Source organism: Deinococcus taeanensis (assembly GCF_020229735.1).
Taxonomy (GTDB): domain Bacteria; phylum Deinococcota; class Deinococci; order Deinococcales; family Deinococcaceae; genus Deinococcus; species Deinococcus taeanensis.
In genome coordinates, this window is record NZ_CP083455.1 from 637,251 (window position 1) to 652,786 (window position 15,536).

11 protein-coding genes are annotated in these 15,536 nt (G+C 69.3%); 6 read left to right on the forward strand and 5 right to left on the reverse strand.

Annotation, left to right across the window (positions count from 1 at the left end; all coding sequences use genetic code 11):
- Positions 1 to 30 precede the first annotated feature (30 nt).
- Positions 31 to 2,166: an SF1B family DNA helicase RecD2 gene (gene recD2 / locus LAJ19_RS03080; protein WP_225476850.1), complete on the forward strand. Its 2,136-nt coding sequence runs from the start codon at positions 31 to 33 to the stop codon at positions 2,164 to 2,166.
- A 305-nt stretch (positions 2,167 to 2,471) separates the two neighbouring features.
- Complete coding sequence (gene pyrG / locus LAJ19_RS03085) at positions 2,472 to 4,127, forward strand: CTP synthase (protein ID WP_225476851.1); 1,656 nt, start codon at positions 2,472 to 2,474, stop codon at positions 4,125 to 4,127.
- 330 nt (positions 4,128 to 4,457) lie between these two features.
- On the opposite strand, the gene coaE is transcribed toward pyrG, so the two are convergent.
- Complete coding sequence (gene coaE / locus LAJ19_RS03090; protein ID WP_225476852.1) at positions 4,458 to 5,054, reverse strand: dephospho-CoA kinase; 597 nt, start codon at positions 5,052 to 5,054, stop codon at positions 4,458 to 4,460.
- 217 nt (positions 5,055 to 5,271) lie between these two features.
- Between coaE and LAJ19_RS03095 the strand changes: the two genes are divergently transcribed.
- A complete protein-coding gene (locus tag LAJ19_RS03095) occupies positions 5,272 to 6,450 on the forward strand; it encodes a tetratricopeptide repeat protein (protein WP_432804226.1) in 1,179 nt (392 codons plus the stop codon).
- 70 nt (positions 6,451 to 6,520) lie between these two features.
- Here the strand turns inward: LAJ19_RS03095 and LAJ19_RS03100 are convergent, their stop codons facing one another.
- The 4 genes from LAJ19_RS03100 to LAJ19_RS03115 form a co-directional block, all read right to left on the reverse strand.
- A complete protein-coding gene (locus tag LAJ19_RS03100; RefSeq protein ID WP_225476853.1) occupies positions 6,521 to 8,239 on the reverse strand; it encodes a helix-hairpin-helix domain-containing protein in 1,719 nt (572 codons plus the stop codon).
- Entirely contained in the window at positions 8,232 to 9,017 is a 786-nt protein-coding gene (hisJ, locus tag LAJ19_RS03105) for a histidinol-phosphatase HisJ (protein ID WP_225476854.1), read from the reverse strand. The genes LAJ19_RS03100 and hisJ overlap by 8 nt, the downstream gene beginning before the upstream one ends.
- A gap of 634 nt (positions 9,018 to 9,651) precedes the next feature.
- Complete coding sequence (locus LAJ19_RS03110) at positions 9,652 to 10,644, reverse strand: MBL fold metallo-hydrolase (protein WP_225476855.1); 993 nt, start codon at positions 10,642 to 10,644, stop codon at positions 9,652 to 9,654.
- 49 nt (positions 10,645 to 10,693) lie between these two features.
- A complete protein-coding gene (locus LAJ19_RS03115) occupies positions 10,694 to 11,563 on the reverse strand; it encodes an EamA family transporter (protein ID WP_432804234.1) in 870 nt (289 codons plus the stop codon).
- A 185-nt stretch (positions 11,564 to 11,748) separates the two neighbouring features.
- Between LAJ19_RS03115 and LAJ19_RS03120 the strand changes: the two genes are divergently transcribed.
- The 3 genes from LAJ19_RS03120 (at position 11,749) to LAJ19_RS03130 (ending at position 15,534) form a co-directional block, all read left to right on the forward strand.
- Positions 11,749 to 13,743 (forward strand): M14 family zinc carboxypeptidase, encoded by a 1,995-nt coding sequence (locus LAJ19_RS03120; RefSeq protein WP_225476857.1) that lies wholly within the window; start codon positions 11,749 to 11,751, stop codon positions 13,741 to 13,743.
- A 298-nt stretch (positions 13,744 to 14,041) separates the two neighbouring features.
- On the forward strand, positions 14,042 to 14,965 hold the full coding sequence (argF, locus tag LAJ19_RS03125) for an ornithine carbamoyltransferase (RefSeq protein WP_225477941.1): 924 nt from the start codon (positions 14,042 to 14,044) through the stop codon (positions 14,963 to 14,965).
- A 50-nt stretch (positions 14,966 to 15,015) separates the two neighbouring features.
- Positions 15,016 to 15,534 carry a GNAT family N-acetyltransferase gene (locus LAJ19_RS03130; RefSeq protein ID WP_225476858.1) on the forward strand — a complete coding sequence of 173 codons (519 nt, stop codon included), beginning with the start codon at positions 15,016 to 15,018 and terminating at the stop codon, positions 15,532 to 15,534.
- Positions 15,535 to 15,536: the final 2 nt, after the last annotated feature.

The window sequence follows — 15,536 nt, forward strand, 5'->3', positions numbered from 1 at the left end:
AGCAGCCGGCACGCGCTATGCTGCCAGTCGATGTCTGCTGCCGCTCCCACCGAGGCGTTCCGCGTGACCGGCGGCGTGAACAAAGTCCGGTTCCGCGCCGAATCCGGTTTCACCGTCATGTCCGCCCGCCTCCGCAACGCTGAGGGTGAGGACCCGGACGCCACCGTGATCGGCGTGATGCCACCCCTGGAAGCCGGCGACACCTTCAGCGCCGACGTCCTGATGGAAGAACACCGCGAGTACGGCTACCAGTACCGTGTGCTGAACCTCGTGCTCGAAGCGCAGCCTGCCGACCTGACCGAAGCGGGCGTGGCCGCGTACCTCGAAGCGCGCGTGGGCGGCGTGGGCAAGGTCCTCGCCGGCCGTATTGCCCGGACATTCGGGCCCGCCACCTTCGAGGTGCTCGAACAGGACCCGGACCGGCTGCTTCAGGTGCCGGGCGTCACAGCGTCCACGCTGCACAAGATGGTGCAGAGCTGGTCACAGCAGGGTCTGGAACGCCGGTTGCTCGCGGGCCTGCAGGGCCTGGGTCTGAGCATCAGTCAGGCGCAGCGGGCCGTAAAACACTTCGGAGAAACCGCCCTGGAGCGCCTGCAGGCCGACCTGTTCGCCCTCACCGAGGTCGAAGGGATTGGCTTCGTGACCGCCGACAAACTCTGGCAGGCCCAGGGCGGCGCCCTGGACGACCCGCGCCGCCTGACCGCCGCCGCCGTGTACGCCCTCCAGCAGGCGGCGCAGCAGGGCGGGCACTCCTACCTGCCGCGCGCCCGCGCTGAGAAAGGCGTCACGCACTACACCCGCGTCACCGCCGCGCAGGCCCGGCTGGCCGTGGACACCGCCGTGGAACTCGGCCGGCTGGCCGACGACACCCCGCCCCTCCTGGACACCGAAGATGCCCTGCACGACCCCAGTCGCATCTACCTGCCGCCCGTGCTGCGCGCCGAGAAGAAACTCGCCGGCCTGATCCGCACCCTGATTGCCACGCCCCCCGCCGGCACCGAATGGACCGTCCCCAAAGGCGCCGCCAAGGGCCTGTCCGCCGAGCAGGGCGGCGTTCTGGACCTTCTGACCGACCACCGCCTGGTGGTCCTGACCGGCGGCCCCGGCACCGGCAAGAGCACCACCACCCGCGCGGTCGCGGACCTCGCGGAGAAACTCGGTCTGGAAGTCGGCCTGTGCGCCCCCACCGGCAAGGCCGCCCGCCGCCTGGGCGAGCTGACCGGCCGCACCGCCAGCACCATCCACCGCCTGCTGGGCTACGGTCCGGCCGGCTTCCGCCACAATCATCTCGAACCCGCTCCGTACGACCTGCTGATTGTTGATGAGGTCAGCATGTGCGGCGACGGCCTGATGCTCTCGCTGCTGTCGGCCGTGGCCCCGGGCGCGCGCGTGCTGCTCGTCGGGGACACCGATCAGCTGCCTCCCGTGGACGCCGGACTTCCCCTGCACGCCCTGACGCAGACGGCCCCCACCGTGCGCCTCACGCAGGTGTACCGCCAGGCGGCCGAGAACCCCATCATCCGCGCCGCGCATGACCTGCTGCATGGGCGGGCGCCCATGTGGGGCGATCCGCGCCTGAACCTGACCGAAACCGACCCGGATGTCGGCGCCCGCCGCGTGGCCCTGCTCGTCCGGGACCTGGGCGGCCCCACGCAGGTGCAGGTTCTGACCCCGATGCGCAAGGGCCCCCTGGGGGTAGAAACCCTGAACCACCACCTGCAGTCCCTGTTCAACCCTGGCGAGGGTGGCGTGCGGATCGGGGACAGTCACGCCCGGCCGGGAGACGTGGTCGTGCAGACCAAGAACGACTACACCAACGAGGTGTTCAACGGCACGGTGGGCACGGTCCTGAAGGCCGACGGCAGCCGCCTCACCGTGGATTTCGACGGCAACGTCGTCGAACTGGCCGGCGCAGAACTGTTCAACCTGCAGCTTGGGTACGCGTTGACCGTGCACCGCGCGCAGGGCAGCGAGTGGGGCACGGTGCTGGGCGTCCTGCACGAAGCGCACATGCCCATGCTGTCCCGCAACCTGGTGTACACCGCCCTGACCCGCGCCCGCGAGCGCTTCTACGCGGTGGGGTCCACCACCGCGTGGCAGCGCGCTGCCGGGCGGCAGCGCGAGGAGCGCTGCACCGCCCTGCTGGAACGCATTCGCGGCCGCTAGGCCCACCAGCGTGAAAAAACCCTGCCTCTGACCATGCTGATCACGGCCGCCACAGGTGCAGCGGCCAGCTGTTCCTCTGGTTGAGGCGCTGCCTGTCTGGCACCTCACCTCACTGCCCTGCCTGCCGGAAGGCGCACCGTTTTCCTGGCCTGCGCGTGGCAACGGTTTTGCCCGCCTCCCGCCTGGGCCGGCCCCTCTGCCATTTGGTCCGTGGAGCCAGGCGTGCTATCCTGAAATCCCGGAGGCCGAGCGCCCCGGTTTTTCGTTTTGGTTCCCCGGTGGGAATCAGGCGCTCGCGGTCAGACATGAAATACATTTTCGTTACAGGCGGCGTGGTCAGCAGCCTCGGGAAAGGCGTGGCCAGCGCCTCCCTCGGCGCGCTGCTGCGCGCCCGGGGTTACAAAGTCACGGCCGTCAAGATCGACCCGTACATCAACATCGACGCCGGCACCATGCGGCCCTACGAGCACGGCGAGGTGTTCGTCACCGCCTCCGGCGCCGAAACGGACCTGGACATCGGCAACTACGAACGCTTCCTGGACCTTGATATTCCCCAGGGCAGCAACATCACCACCGGGCAGGTGTATCAGGAAGTGATCCGCAAGGAACGCGCCGGGGACTACCTCTCGCAGACAGTGCAGGTTATTCCCCACGTCACGGACGAAATCAAACGCCGCATCCGCGCGGCCGGCGAAACGGCAGGCGCCGAGATCGTCCTGATTGAGGTGGGCGGCACCGTGGGCGATATCGAGTCCCTGCCGTTCCTGGAAGCCATCCGGCAGTTCAAGTTCGACGAGGGCGACGAGAACGTCCTGTACCTGCACCTGACGCTCGTGCCGTACCTGGGGACCAGCAACGAGTTCAAGACCAAACCCACCCAGCATTCCGTCGCGGAACTCCGTAGTGTCGGCATCAGCCCCGACATTGTCATGGTGCGCAGCAAGGAAAAGCTTCCGCCCGAAATTACCCGCAAGATCGCGGCGTTCACCAGCGTGCGCGAGAACCGCGTGTTCTCCTCCTTTGACGTCTCTCACGTGTACGAGGTGCCCCTCGCCCTGGAAGAACAGGGACTCGGGAAGGTGGTCGAGGACCTGTTGGGTCTGGAACGCATCCACCCGAACCTGGGCGTGTGGCAGAACGCCGTGCGCACCATCAAGCAGCCTGCCCGCGAGGTCACCATTGCCATCGCCGGGAAGTACACCGCCATGCCCGACGCGTACCTGAGCCTCATGGAGTCCCTCACGCACGCCGGCATTGCCAACGACGCCCGCGTGAACATCCAGTGGGTGAACGCTGAGGACCTCGCCGACCCCAGCGTCACCAACGAGGACGTTCAGGCCCAGCTGGCTGCCGCGGACGGCATTCTCGTCCCAGGCGGCTTCGGCATCCGCGGCATTGAAGGCAAGATCCGCGCCGCGCAGTACGCCCGCGAAAGCGGCACCCCCTACCTGGGAATCTGCCTGGGCATGCAGATCGCCGTGATCGAGTACGCCCGCCACAAGGCCGGCCTGACCGGCGCGAACAGCGCCGAGTTCGACGAGTACGCCCCGCACAAGGTCATCGATCTGATGCCCGAGCAGCTTGAGGTTGCCGGCATGGGGGGCACCATGCGCCTGGGCGACTGGCCCATGGATCTGCGCGAAGGCACCACCATCGCCGAACTGTACGGCGTCCCCCAGGGCGGCACCGTCCGGGAACGCCACCGCCACCGCTTCGAGGTGAACCCCGCCTACACCCGGCAGCTTCAGGACGCCGGGCTGGTGATCAGCGGCGTCACCCCCGGCGTGGCCGGCCGCGGCGCCGGCCTTGTGGAAACCATCGAGATTCCCGAGCACCCCTACTTTGTGGCCCTCCAGGCGCACCCGGAGTTCAAGAGCCGCCCGATGCGCCCCAGCCCGCCCTTCGCGGGGTTCATCAAGGCTGCACTGAACGCCCAGCAGCACAGCACCCTGGATTCCTGAGTTCCTTCACTCCGGCGCCCTGGCATTGGCCGGGGCGCCGTTTGCAGTGCCGCGCCGGTCGAGCGGGGCCTGGAGCAGCGCGGCCGCCTTACCGTTCCGGGCGCAGAGTGATCGCCCGGCGGGACGGCACCCTGCGGACTCGACAGGCCCGCTGGCCTGGGGGCGTGGTGACGGTGCGTGTGATCACTGCGTTGTGTGCGACCTGATGGCTCCTGCGGCCTTGACGGCCCGGTCTGTTCGCCTTCCCCTCAACGGACCGCTGAGGGCGCTGCTTGGAGGTCGGCGGAGCAGGAACGGAGCCGACTCGCGGCGCCTGCGCGCGCCCGGGCCTTACTTCAGTCCCAGCTGGGCCAGCGCGGCAGTCACCTGCACTTCCAGCTCGTTCAGGTCGCCGCTGTTCTCAATGACGGCCGTGGCCCGGGCGCGTTTCTCGGCAGGGGAGAGCTGCCGGGCGTCCCGGGCCAGCACCTCAGCTTCCGTCAGGCCGCTGCGGGCCATCACGCGCGCCACGCGCACAGCCAGCGGAGCGTCCACGACCAGCACGCCGTGCATCTTGGCGTCCAGCCCGCCCTCGAACAGCAGGGGAACGTCATGCACCGTCACCGCGGCGCCGGCCCGCACGGCCTGCTCCTCCAGCGCGGCCATGCGGGCACGCACGCGTGGGTGCACCACGGCGTTCAGCGCGGCCAGCGCCTGCGGATCGCCGAACACCCGCGCCGCCAGGGCCGCCCGGTCGAGCACGCCGACAACCACGACGCCCGGGAACAGGGCGTCCAGCGCCGCAAGGGTGCCGGGCTCCTGCGTAGCCAGCCGCGCCTGTTGGTCCGCATCCAGCACAGGGTACCCGCGGGCGCGCAGCAGGGCCGCGACGGTGCTTTTGCCCGCGCCGATACTACCGGTCAGGCCGATGCGTCTGGAGGGGCTCACGCCCGGCACTGTAGCAGCGCCCGGTGGTCAGACGCGCGTCACGCCCGAGCGGGACACTGGGAGGTGTACGCTGCCGGTCGCCCGGAATTTTCCGCTCTCACAGGCACTTCACCCTGACTGTTGCCGTTCTCACGTATTATGCACTTATGCCCATTACTGGCAGGGTGAGGTCACCCCGGACGTACAGTGCCGGAGCGGTCCCCACGGAGGTTTCCGAGTGAATCGACGCAAGACGACAGTGGCCCTGCTGGGCTTCATGACCACCCTCAGCCTGGCCGCTGCACAGACCACAGCGCCCGCTACACCTGCCCCCACGCCCGCTCCGGCGGCCACCCCCGCCGCGGCACCGGCTGCCCGGCCTATTCCGGCCGCGAACTACGTCGCAGTGGGCGTGTACTACTACGAACAGGGGCAGTTCGATCAGGCGTACGTGGCGTACCGCGCCGCAGCTGAACTTGAACCCAGTAACCCGGCTGCGCTGCTCGGCCTGGGCCGTTCCCAGGTCAAGCTGCGCCTGTACGCTGCGGGAATCGAGACGCTCAAGCGCCTGATCAGTGTGGACAGCCGGAACTTCGACGGCTACATCTCCCTGTCACAGGCGTACGTGCAGCAGTACATCGGCGCCGGTGACCGCGCCAGCGTCAGCAGCAACCTGAACGAGGCCCTGCGCGTCCTGACCGACGCCGAGGCCATCGCGCAGGTGCAGACGCAGGGCCGGGACGTGCAGCTCAGCCGGGTCTGGAACGAACGCGGCTACGTGTACAAACTCCAGGGCGACGGAACCCGGGCCATCAACGCCTTCAAGCAGGCCATCACCCTGAACAGCGAGAACGCCATCCTGCTGTACAACCTCGGAGACATGTACTACGCCACCGGGAATATCCCCATGGCCCTCGACAGCCTTCAGCAGGCCGTGATTCTCGATCCGCGTGACGCGTACAACCGCGCCTACTACGCCAAGCTGCTGGCCCTCAGTGGCAACGTGAGCGCCGCGAAACCTGAAGCGGCGCAGGCGGCGCGCCTCGCCCCGAAGAACGCCTACGCAGTCGGGCAGTACGGCGTGGTGAGCTACCTCGCCAAGGACAACGTCACGGCCCGCGCACAACTCAGCCAGGCCGTAACCCTCGATCCGCTGCGTTACCCGGAGTTCTACTTCTACCTGGGCCGCCTCGCGCTGGACAGCGGGGACCTGAAAACCGCCCGGGAGCAGCTCACGCGCGCTGCCGCGCTGGGCAGCACCACGCCCGAGTACGTGTACTACCTGGGGCTCAGCTATGAACGAGGCGCCGGGGCCATCGCCCCTGATCGCCTGAAAGCGCGCGAGAACTACGAACGGGCGCTGAAACTCAACCCTGCGTACAAGGCCGCTCAGGACGCCCTGGCCCGCGTCCGCTGAGCGTCACGTTCGCGCCCCGGCCCTTCACTTGAGGGGCCGGGGCGCACTCTGTGGGTTCGCGGCGCCGGGTTCAGACCGTGACGCCGCGCCGGGCGCGCAGGGTCTGCACGAACGCCAGGAACGCCTCGCGGGAGAGGGTGTTCACCACCTGCGCGGGTGTCAGGCCGGCCTTGCGGGCGGCCATCACACCGTACCGGGCGTCACCCAGCCCGGCAGGCACGTGCGCGTCGGTATTCACCGCGAACTTCACCCGGTCACGCCAGCGCAACGCGACCCGCCAGTCCAGGTCCAGCCGGTAGGCGTTCGCGTTGATCTCCACGACCGTGCCGTTGGCTTCGCACGCGCCGAGCACCGCGTCCAGGTCCAGAGCGTACCCTGGGCGGCGCAGCAGCAGTCGGCCCGTCGGGTGCCCCAGAACCGTGACCAGCGGGTGGCCCGCGGCGCGCACCAGCCGCTCGGTCTGCCGCGCGGCGTCCAGCGTGAACAGGCTGTGCACGGACGCCACCACGTAATCCAGTTCGGCCAGAACGTCGTCCGGGTAGTCCAGGCGACCGTCGTCCAGGATGTCCACCTCTGCCCCGGCCACCAGGGGAAGTCCGGCCGCCTGCAACTCCCGCACTTCTTTCAGCTGGGCGCGCAGCCGGTCGGTGCTCAGCCCGTTGGCGTAGTGCGCCGCGCCGGAGTGGTCGCCCGTGCCCAGGTACTCATGCCCCAGCCGGACTGCGGCGGCGGCCATGTCCGCGATGCTGGCCGCGCCGTCCGACCACACGGAGTGGGTGTGCAGCATGCCGCGCAGGTCCCGCAGGCTGACCAGCGCGTCCGGGGGCGGGAGGGTCTGCCACACGTCGTCGTGCTCAGGCTCCCGGTACTCGGCGGGGCGCAGCGCCACACCCAGCGCGGCCGTCACGTCCTCCTCACGCGGCGTGGGGAGCGTCACGTCACCGCGGGTCAGGCCGTGGCCGCTCAACTTGAACCCTCTGGCGGTCGCGTCCGCGCGCAGCGCCTCGCGGTACCCGGCGCCGCCCCCCATCATCAGGTCCAGCGCACCCCGTACCTCCGGGGCTGGCGCGTACGCGATCTCCACGGGCACGCCGTCCATCCGCCCGGCAAACAGCGGTTTGGTGCCCACCGGCGCGAGGTCCTCCACCAGTCCCGCGAGGCGCGCCCGCACCTCGTCAGGGTGGGCCGTCACGGTGACGCGCGCCACGCGCACGGTGTCCAGTCCGCGCCGCACGTCGCCGGCCACGCGGGGGTGCAGGCCCTCCAGGCGGGTGCACAGTGCCCCGGCGATCTCGGACGCGGTGCTCAGGTGCTGCCGTTCCTGCGCGCTCAGCGCGAACTCCACCGCCGCCAGGAACGACGCGGCACTTTTCGCCCCGAAGCCCTTCAGCGCCGCCACCCGGCCGTCCCGGCACGCTTCCCGCAGGCCCTCCAGGGAATCAATGCCGGCGTCCCACAGGGCCCGGATCTTCTTCGGGCCCAGCCCCCGCACCCGGAACAGACTCAGGACGCCCGCCGGGATCAGGCTCGCCGCGTCCTCCAGCGGCCCAAACGCGCCGTGCTGCATAAAGGTCAGCAGGTCGGCCGCGATGGCCCGGCCCACTTTCGGCACGCCCGCGAACGCCCGCGCGCTCAGGGTATCCACCTCCTCAGTCAGGCCCTCCAGGCTGCGTGCCGCGCTGCGAAAGGCCTGTGCGCGGAACGGATCATCCCCGGCCCCCAGCAGGTCCAGCAGGTCCGCGGTGGTCTTCAGGACGTTCACGAGGTCCTTGCGGGTCACGTCAGCCATGCCGCACCCGCCCCTGGAAGGTCACGATGCGGCCACCCACGTCATGAATCTGCTTGATCGCCTCCGTAAAGTGGAACCCCACTTCCTCAGGGCGGTGCGCGTCACTGCCCAGCACGAACGGAATGCCGCGCTCCGCCGCCGCCCGCGTGAGGTCAGCCGCCGGGTACGCCTCCGCCACCGGTTTGCGCCATCCGGCCGTATTGAAATCCAGACTCAGGCCCCGTTCGGCAATGACGTCCAGCGCGTGCAGCGCTGCGTATCCGTCCGGGTCGCGGTGCCCGAACTTCTTGGGCAGGTCCAGATGGCCGATGCTGTCAAACAGCCCGGTTTTCGCGGCGCCTTCAGCGAGGGCGTAATACTGGGTGTACAGCTCCCGCAGGTCGCGCGCGTCGTACTCCGCCACGAACTCCGGGTTGTCGAAGCCCCACGCGCCCAGGTAGTGCACGCTGCCAATCACATAATCCCATGGGTGCGCGCTGAGCACGTCCTCCACGAACCGTTCCGTGCCGGGGTGGTAGTCCGCTTCCAGACCCAGGCGAATCTCCAGACGGCCCGCGAACGCCTGCTGAGCCTCCTGCACGTCCTGCACGTACTGCCCGAGCTGGTCGTGGCGCATGCGCCAGGGAGCGTCGTACCACGCGGGCATGGGGATGTGATCCGTGAAGCAGATGCCCGACAGTCCGGCGTCCACCGCGGCCTGGGCGTACTCCCGGGGAGAACCGGTCGCGTGCCCGCACAGGGGGGTGTGCATGTGCGAATCGAACAGCGGCGATGTCATGCCCCCAGCCTAAGCGAGGGATGGCCTGCGTGCGCCGCGCCAGACGCCCAGCTCAGGCCATCTGCGCGCAGGTTACGGCTGTGCGTGGCGCCCCATGAACCGCTGAGCAGGTTCCAGGCCCGCGGGCAGCATGGTTCCGGCGGTTCCCTGAATGTTCCTCCAGAGGAGACTCAGCGCCAGCGGCACGCTGCCCAGCAGAAAAGTGGCCTGCGGGGCGCCCGCTGCCTACATCTATCGGTTCAGGGCTGCGCCGGTGCGGGGCTGAACCGGCGTGAGACACAGGCCGCGACACGGCCACGCGACAGCCAGAAAGCCCAGGCCAGCCGCACAGACGGCCCCATTCACCCCAGAGTGTTCCTGCGTCAACCCTCTACCCCCCCGAGACCCGGCAGCAGCCCCCCGGACAGCGCCCACGCGAGGGAGAGGCCGCCCGGGCACGTCACCTCCAGTCTGAACGCCGTGCAGCCACGCTTTCAGACGGTACGTCAGGAGCACGGGCGGCAGAGTCGATGGTGGGTTCGGCGACGTGGCTGGCAGGGCGATTCTGGCCAGACGCAGGAGAACCAGCGTGCCCCACAGGCCGGGACCTCACGCGGAGGGTGGGGAGGGCGTGGGCCGCCTGGGCACATGCGGCTCAGCGGGGCAGCCAGCCGTCCGGGAAGGTCGCCGCAGGGAATGTTTCGCGGGCCGCGCCCAGCAGTTCCGGCCAGCGGTCCGGGCGGTAGCGGCGCGACAGATGCAGCAGGGTCAGGTGCTTGACGGCCGCGGCGTGCGCCAGGGCGGCCACCTGCGTGACCGTGGTGTGCTGGTGACGCTCGGCCAGCGCCGTGTCCTCCGGCGCGTACTGCGCCTCGGCGTACAGGGTCTGCACGCCGCGCAGGGCGACGGCGAGCCGGGTATGTTCGCCCGGGGTGAGCACAAAATCCGTGAAGTACGCGAGGCTGTCCCCGGCTTCCTGTCTCAGCAGGGTGCTGCGGAGTGTGGCGGCGTCGTGCAGGGTGCCGTTCACGTCGAGCGGCCCGGCCGCGCCGCCCTTGAGCGCGGCGAGCCATGGTCCGGCCCGGACCCCCAGGGCGGCGAGGGCCGCGGGGTTGACCGTGACGCGGTCCGGTTCGCGCAGTACGAACCCCAGCGTGCGTCCGTGGTGTTCGAGTGGTACAGCCTGCACGGTCACGTCCGGCGTGCTCAGAATCACGCCGTCGTGCGGGCGGATGCCGGCGTCGTGCGCAACGGCGAACGCCTCATGGGCCTCGAAGCGGAAGGACCGGATCTCGTGCTCGGTAACGTCATGCACGGTCCACGAGCCGCGCAGGTCCGGCGCATGATTCCACCAGAAGCCCTGAAAGCGGTGCCCCAGAATGCGGGCCGTGCCCGGGGGGCCCCACACCTGATTCAGGCCCGGGCGGTCGAAGGTGACGCGGAAGAAGTCGTCGAAGCCGCCCACGTGGTCCATGTGCAGGTGCGAGAACAGCAGGTGGTCGGTGGCCTGCACCTCCGTGAACGGCACGCTGTCCAGCGTCCCGGCGCCGCAGTCCAGCAGCAGCCTCGTCTGTCCCTGCCCGCGGTCGGCCGTGACCCACAGGGCGTTGTCCTCTGCCGGCCGGCCCAGCACGCGTGCCTGTAACATGCCGGGCAGTATGGCGTCCGTTCACGCCGTCCGGCATGGGCCGGCTGGCCTACGCGCGCCGCCACCACCGCCCGCCGAACACGTGCAGCACGAGGCCAGCGAAGACCAGCGCCGCGCCCAGCACCTTCCCGGGCGGGAAGGCCTCGTGGTACGCCAGGGCGCTGGCAAGCAGGCCGAACACCGGTACGAGCAGGGAGAGGGGCGCGACGCGGGCGGCGCCGTGCCGCTGGATCAGCGCGGCCCACACCCCGAACCCCAGGACGGTGTTGCCCAGGCCCATGAACAGCACCGCGGCCCAGAACCCGGCGCCGCTGTGGGTGATGGTGCGGGTCACGGCGTCCCAGCCGGTCGTGAGTCCGGCGAGCAGGGCCAGGGGTACCGGCGGAATCAGGGCGCTCCAGACGACCAGGGAGAACATGTTCGCGCCGCCCGACGCCCGGACCAGCAGGTTGCTGACCGCCCAGCCCAGCGCAGCCAGCAGGGTCAGCGCCAGGCTGAGCAGGGTCAGGTCCCCGCCGGACAGCGCCCCGATGACGCCCATGCCGCTGAACGCCAGGGTGATGCCCAGCACCTGCCACGGCTGAATACGCTCGCCCAGCACACGCGCGGCCAGCAGCGCCGTGAAGAACGCCTGCATCTGCATCAGCAGCGAGCCCAGTCCGGCGCTCATGCCCAGCTGAATGGCCAGGTACAGCAGCCCGAACTGCACGACGCCCACCGCCAGGCCGTAGCCCCACAGCAGGCGCGCAGGGACGCGCGGCCGCGGCACGAAGAACACCGCGGGGAGCGCCGCCACCAGGAAGCGCAGCGCGGCGACCAGCAGGGGCGGAGCGCCGGCCACACTCCACTTGATCACGATGAAGTTCACGCCCCAGATGCCCGTGATGAGCAGCGCGAGCAGCAGGGCGCGGGTGTTCAGGGGAGCGGGGGCGGCCGTCATGCGCGGGAGTGTACGCCCCGGCAGGCGGCCATGTCCGGCAATCGTGAACAACTTCACTCTTGGCAGGGGGACGGGGTACAGTGGAGCCGCACCACACAACCCAGCGACCGGCCGCCGCGACCTGACCCAGGTTGAACCCTGCGGCCGCTCCCCCCGGAGGTCCCATGAACAGAGGTCTGTCCGTCTCCCTGCTCAGCGCCGCCCTGCTGCTTGCGTCCTGCTCGCAGACCCCCTCACCCCAGGCCGTTCCACCCACCGCCGGGAGCGGCACCCTCGTCGCCACCGCCGATGAGTGCAGCACCTTCCAGCAGTATCCGGTCGTGGTGTCCCGCGTGGACTTCAAGACGAAACGTGACTGGCTGGACATCGTCAAGACCTTCGAGCCCGTTGGCGGGAGCCTGGAGGAAGGCTTCGTGCTGCTCGACGTCGGCAGGGACGACTTCGAACGGCTGCGCGTGACCGGCCTCTCCCGCGGCTGGACCGTCCGGATTGATCAGGCGCAGACCGAGCGGCACAGCGCCAGCCTGAAAAACCCCCTGGGGGCGCTCAGCATCAGCGGGTACAGCTGCTACCGCACCGTCGAGGAAACGTACGCCAGCGCCCAGAACCTCGCCGCGCAGTACCCGAACCTCGCCAGCTGGAGCTCCATCGGGCCCACCTGGCTGAAAACCAAGGCCCGCGGCGGGTACGACATGAACGTACTGAAACTCACGAACAGGAACGTGACCGGCACCAAACCCCGCCTGCTGATCACCGCGTCCATTCACGCGCGCGAGTACACCCCCGCCGAACTCAGCACCCGCTTCGCGGAGTACCTGCTGAGCAACTACGGCAAGGACGCCGACGTCACCTGGATGCTCGACAGCCAGGAGGTCTGGCTGGTCCTGCAGAGCAACCCGGATGGCCGCAAGAAGGCTGAAGCCGGGGCGTCGTGGCGCAAAAACGTGAACGACACGCAGGCGTGCGGCAACGGCCTGTACGGCGCCGACCTCAACCGCAACTTCACGTACGCGTGGGGAACCGGCGGCTCCAGCACCGATCCCTGCAACGAAACGTACCGCGGCGTCAGCGCCGGGTCCGAACCCGAAACGCAGAACCTCCAGAACCTCATCAAGGCGACCTTCGCCGGCAACCGCGGCCCGGCCCGCACCGACGCCGCGCCCAACACCACGTCCGGCGTGTACATCGACGTGCACAGCTACTCGCAGCTGGTCCTGTGGCCCTGGGGCGACACGACCACCGTCGCGCCGAACGGCACGCAGATGCAGTCACTGGGCCGTAAACTCGCGTACTTCAACGGCTACACCCCCGAGCAGAGCGTCGGCCTGTACCCCACGAGCGGCACCACCGACGACTTCGCGTACGGGGAACTGGGCGTCGCGTCGTTCACGATCGAACTGGGCACCGCGTTCTTCGAGCCGTGCAGCACCTTCACGGGCACCACCCTGCCGCAGAACCAGGCGGCGCTGCTGTACGCCCTGCGGGTCGCCCGTCAGCCGTACACCATGGGCAGCGGTCCGGACAGCGTGAGCCTGAATGCCCCCGCCAGTGTCGCCACGGGCGCCAGCTTCACGCTGGGTGCCAGCGCCGACAACACCCGTTTCAACACCAGCAACGGAGCGGAACCCGCCCGCACGGTCGCCGGCGCGGAGTACTTCATCGATACGCCCCCCTGGGCGGGCGGTACGGCGCGCGCCATGACGGCCACGGACGGCGCCTTCAACGGCACGCGGGAGAGCGTGCAGGCCAGCGTGTCGACCAGCGGCCTGAGTGCCGGCAGGCACACCCTCTACGTCCGCGCGAAGAACGCCAGCGGCACGTACGGGCCGGTCTCCGCGCTGTTCGTGACCGTGGGTGCCAGCAGCGGCACCACCACCTACACCGGCAGTGTCAGCAGCGGCGCGAGCTCCTATCAGCCCAGCAGCAGCGGCTTCACGTACGCTGGCGGCACCCTGCAGGGCAACCTGAGTGGCCCGTCGGGCACCGACTTTGACCTGTACCTCCAGAAGTACAACGGCAGCAGCTGGGCGCAGGTGGCGGCCAGTGAAGGCAGCAGCAGCGCCGAAGCCATCAATTACGCGGCCACCAGCGGCACCTACCGCTGGCGCGTGTACGGCTACAGCGGCAGTGGCAGCTACACCCTGACCGAAACCCGGTAGGTGGGCGCGGTGGGCCCCTGCTCTGCCCATTGACCGGGCAGGGCAGGGGCGCCTTTGCATGTCCAACCACTCCGGATGAATAATCATGCGTTCCTTAGGGGCGCGGCCCTGTCCTGATGCCGAGCCGGTATACTCCTCGTCTATGACGAAAGTCGCCAGCAAAGCCAAAACCAAGCCCAAAGCCAGCGCCGCGCCTCAGCCGGACGCCAGGGGCCGAAAAAATGGCACGAAAAAAGATGCAGCCGCGCCGGTTGCTCCATCCACGCTGCTCACCACGGACACCCTGCCCGTCCCCGTCATGGCCGGGCGCGACTTCCTCAGCAACCTCGACATGACGGCCGCCGAACTGCGCGCCGTGCTCGACACCGCCCACTCCATGAAACGTGGTGAGTGGCGCGGCGTCAAACCCCTCGCCGGCCTCAGCCTCGCCCTGGTGTTCGAAAAAGCGTCCCTGCGGACCCGCACCACCTTCGACGTCGGCATGTACCAGCTTGGCGGCCACGCCATCACCCTCTCCAACCAGGAGATTGGCCTGGGCACCCGCGAACGCGTCAGTGACGTCGCCCGGAACCTCGAACGCTGGGTGGACGGCGTCATGGGCCGCGTGTACCTCCAGCAGACCCTTCAGGAACTCGCCCAGCACGCCACCATCCCCGTCATCAACGGGCTGTCGGACATGCTGCACCCCGCCCAGCTCCTGGCCGACTACCAGACCATCGAAGAGGAATTCGGCACCGACCTGCGCGGCCGGCGCGTCGTGTACATCGGCGACGGCAACAACCTCGCCAACAGCCACATTCACATGGGCATCCTCACCGGCACCGACGTCACCATCGTCACCCCCGTCGGTTACGAACCCAACGCGGGCGTCCTCATGGACGCCGTGCGCGCCGGCGTGAACGTGACCCTCACCAACGACCTCGCCGCCATTCAGGGGGCCGACGTGCTGTACACCGACGTGTGGATCAGCATGGGCCAGGAAGCCGAAGCCGACATCCGCCGCCGCGCCTTCCGCGGCTACCAGGTCACCCCCGAGATGCTCGACACCCTTGCCGCAAACGGCATCTTCCTGCACTGCCTGCCCGCCCACTACGGCGAGGAAACCGTGCCTGAAGCCACCGAGCACCCCAAAAGCCGCGTGTTCGACCAGGCCGAAAACCGCCTGCACGCGCAAAAAGCCCTCCTGTACCACCTGATGGGCAACCTCAGACCCCGCTGGTAAGCCACCGCACGCATGCCCCTTCCTGCGTTCCCATGACACCCTGAACCCCCATGACCATCCTGCAGACCCCCCACCTGATCCTGCGGCCCCTCACCCCGGCTGACCTGGCCGCCGTGATCACCTACCGCAATGATCCGGACGTCGCCCGGTACCAGGCGTGGCCGCTTCCCGCCACGCAGGCGAACGCCGCGGGGCTCGTCACGGACGCTCCTCTCGGTGCGCCCGGCTGGGTGCAGCGCGCCGTGACGCTCCACGACGGAACCCTGCTGGGTGACGTGGCGCTGAACACCCGCGGGCCACAGGGCGAACTGGGCGTCACGCTCGCCCGGCACGCCCAGGGCCGCGGGTACGCACAGGAGGCCCTGCGGGCCGTGATCAGCTACGCCGTTCACCGCCTGGGCCTGCACCGCCTGCACGCCAGCATTGACCCGCGCAATACGCCCGTCACGGCCCTCCTGACCCGCCTGGGCTTCCGGCACGAAGGCACCTTCCTCCAGAGCTGCTGGCACCGCGGTCAGTGGACTGACGACGCCGTGTACGCCGTCCTCGCAGCAGAATGGAGGGCGTGACC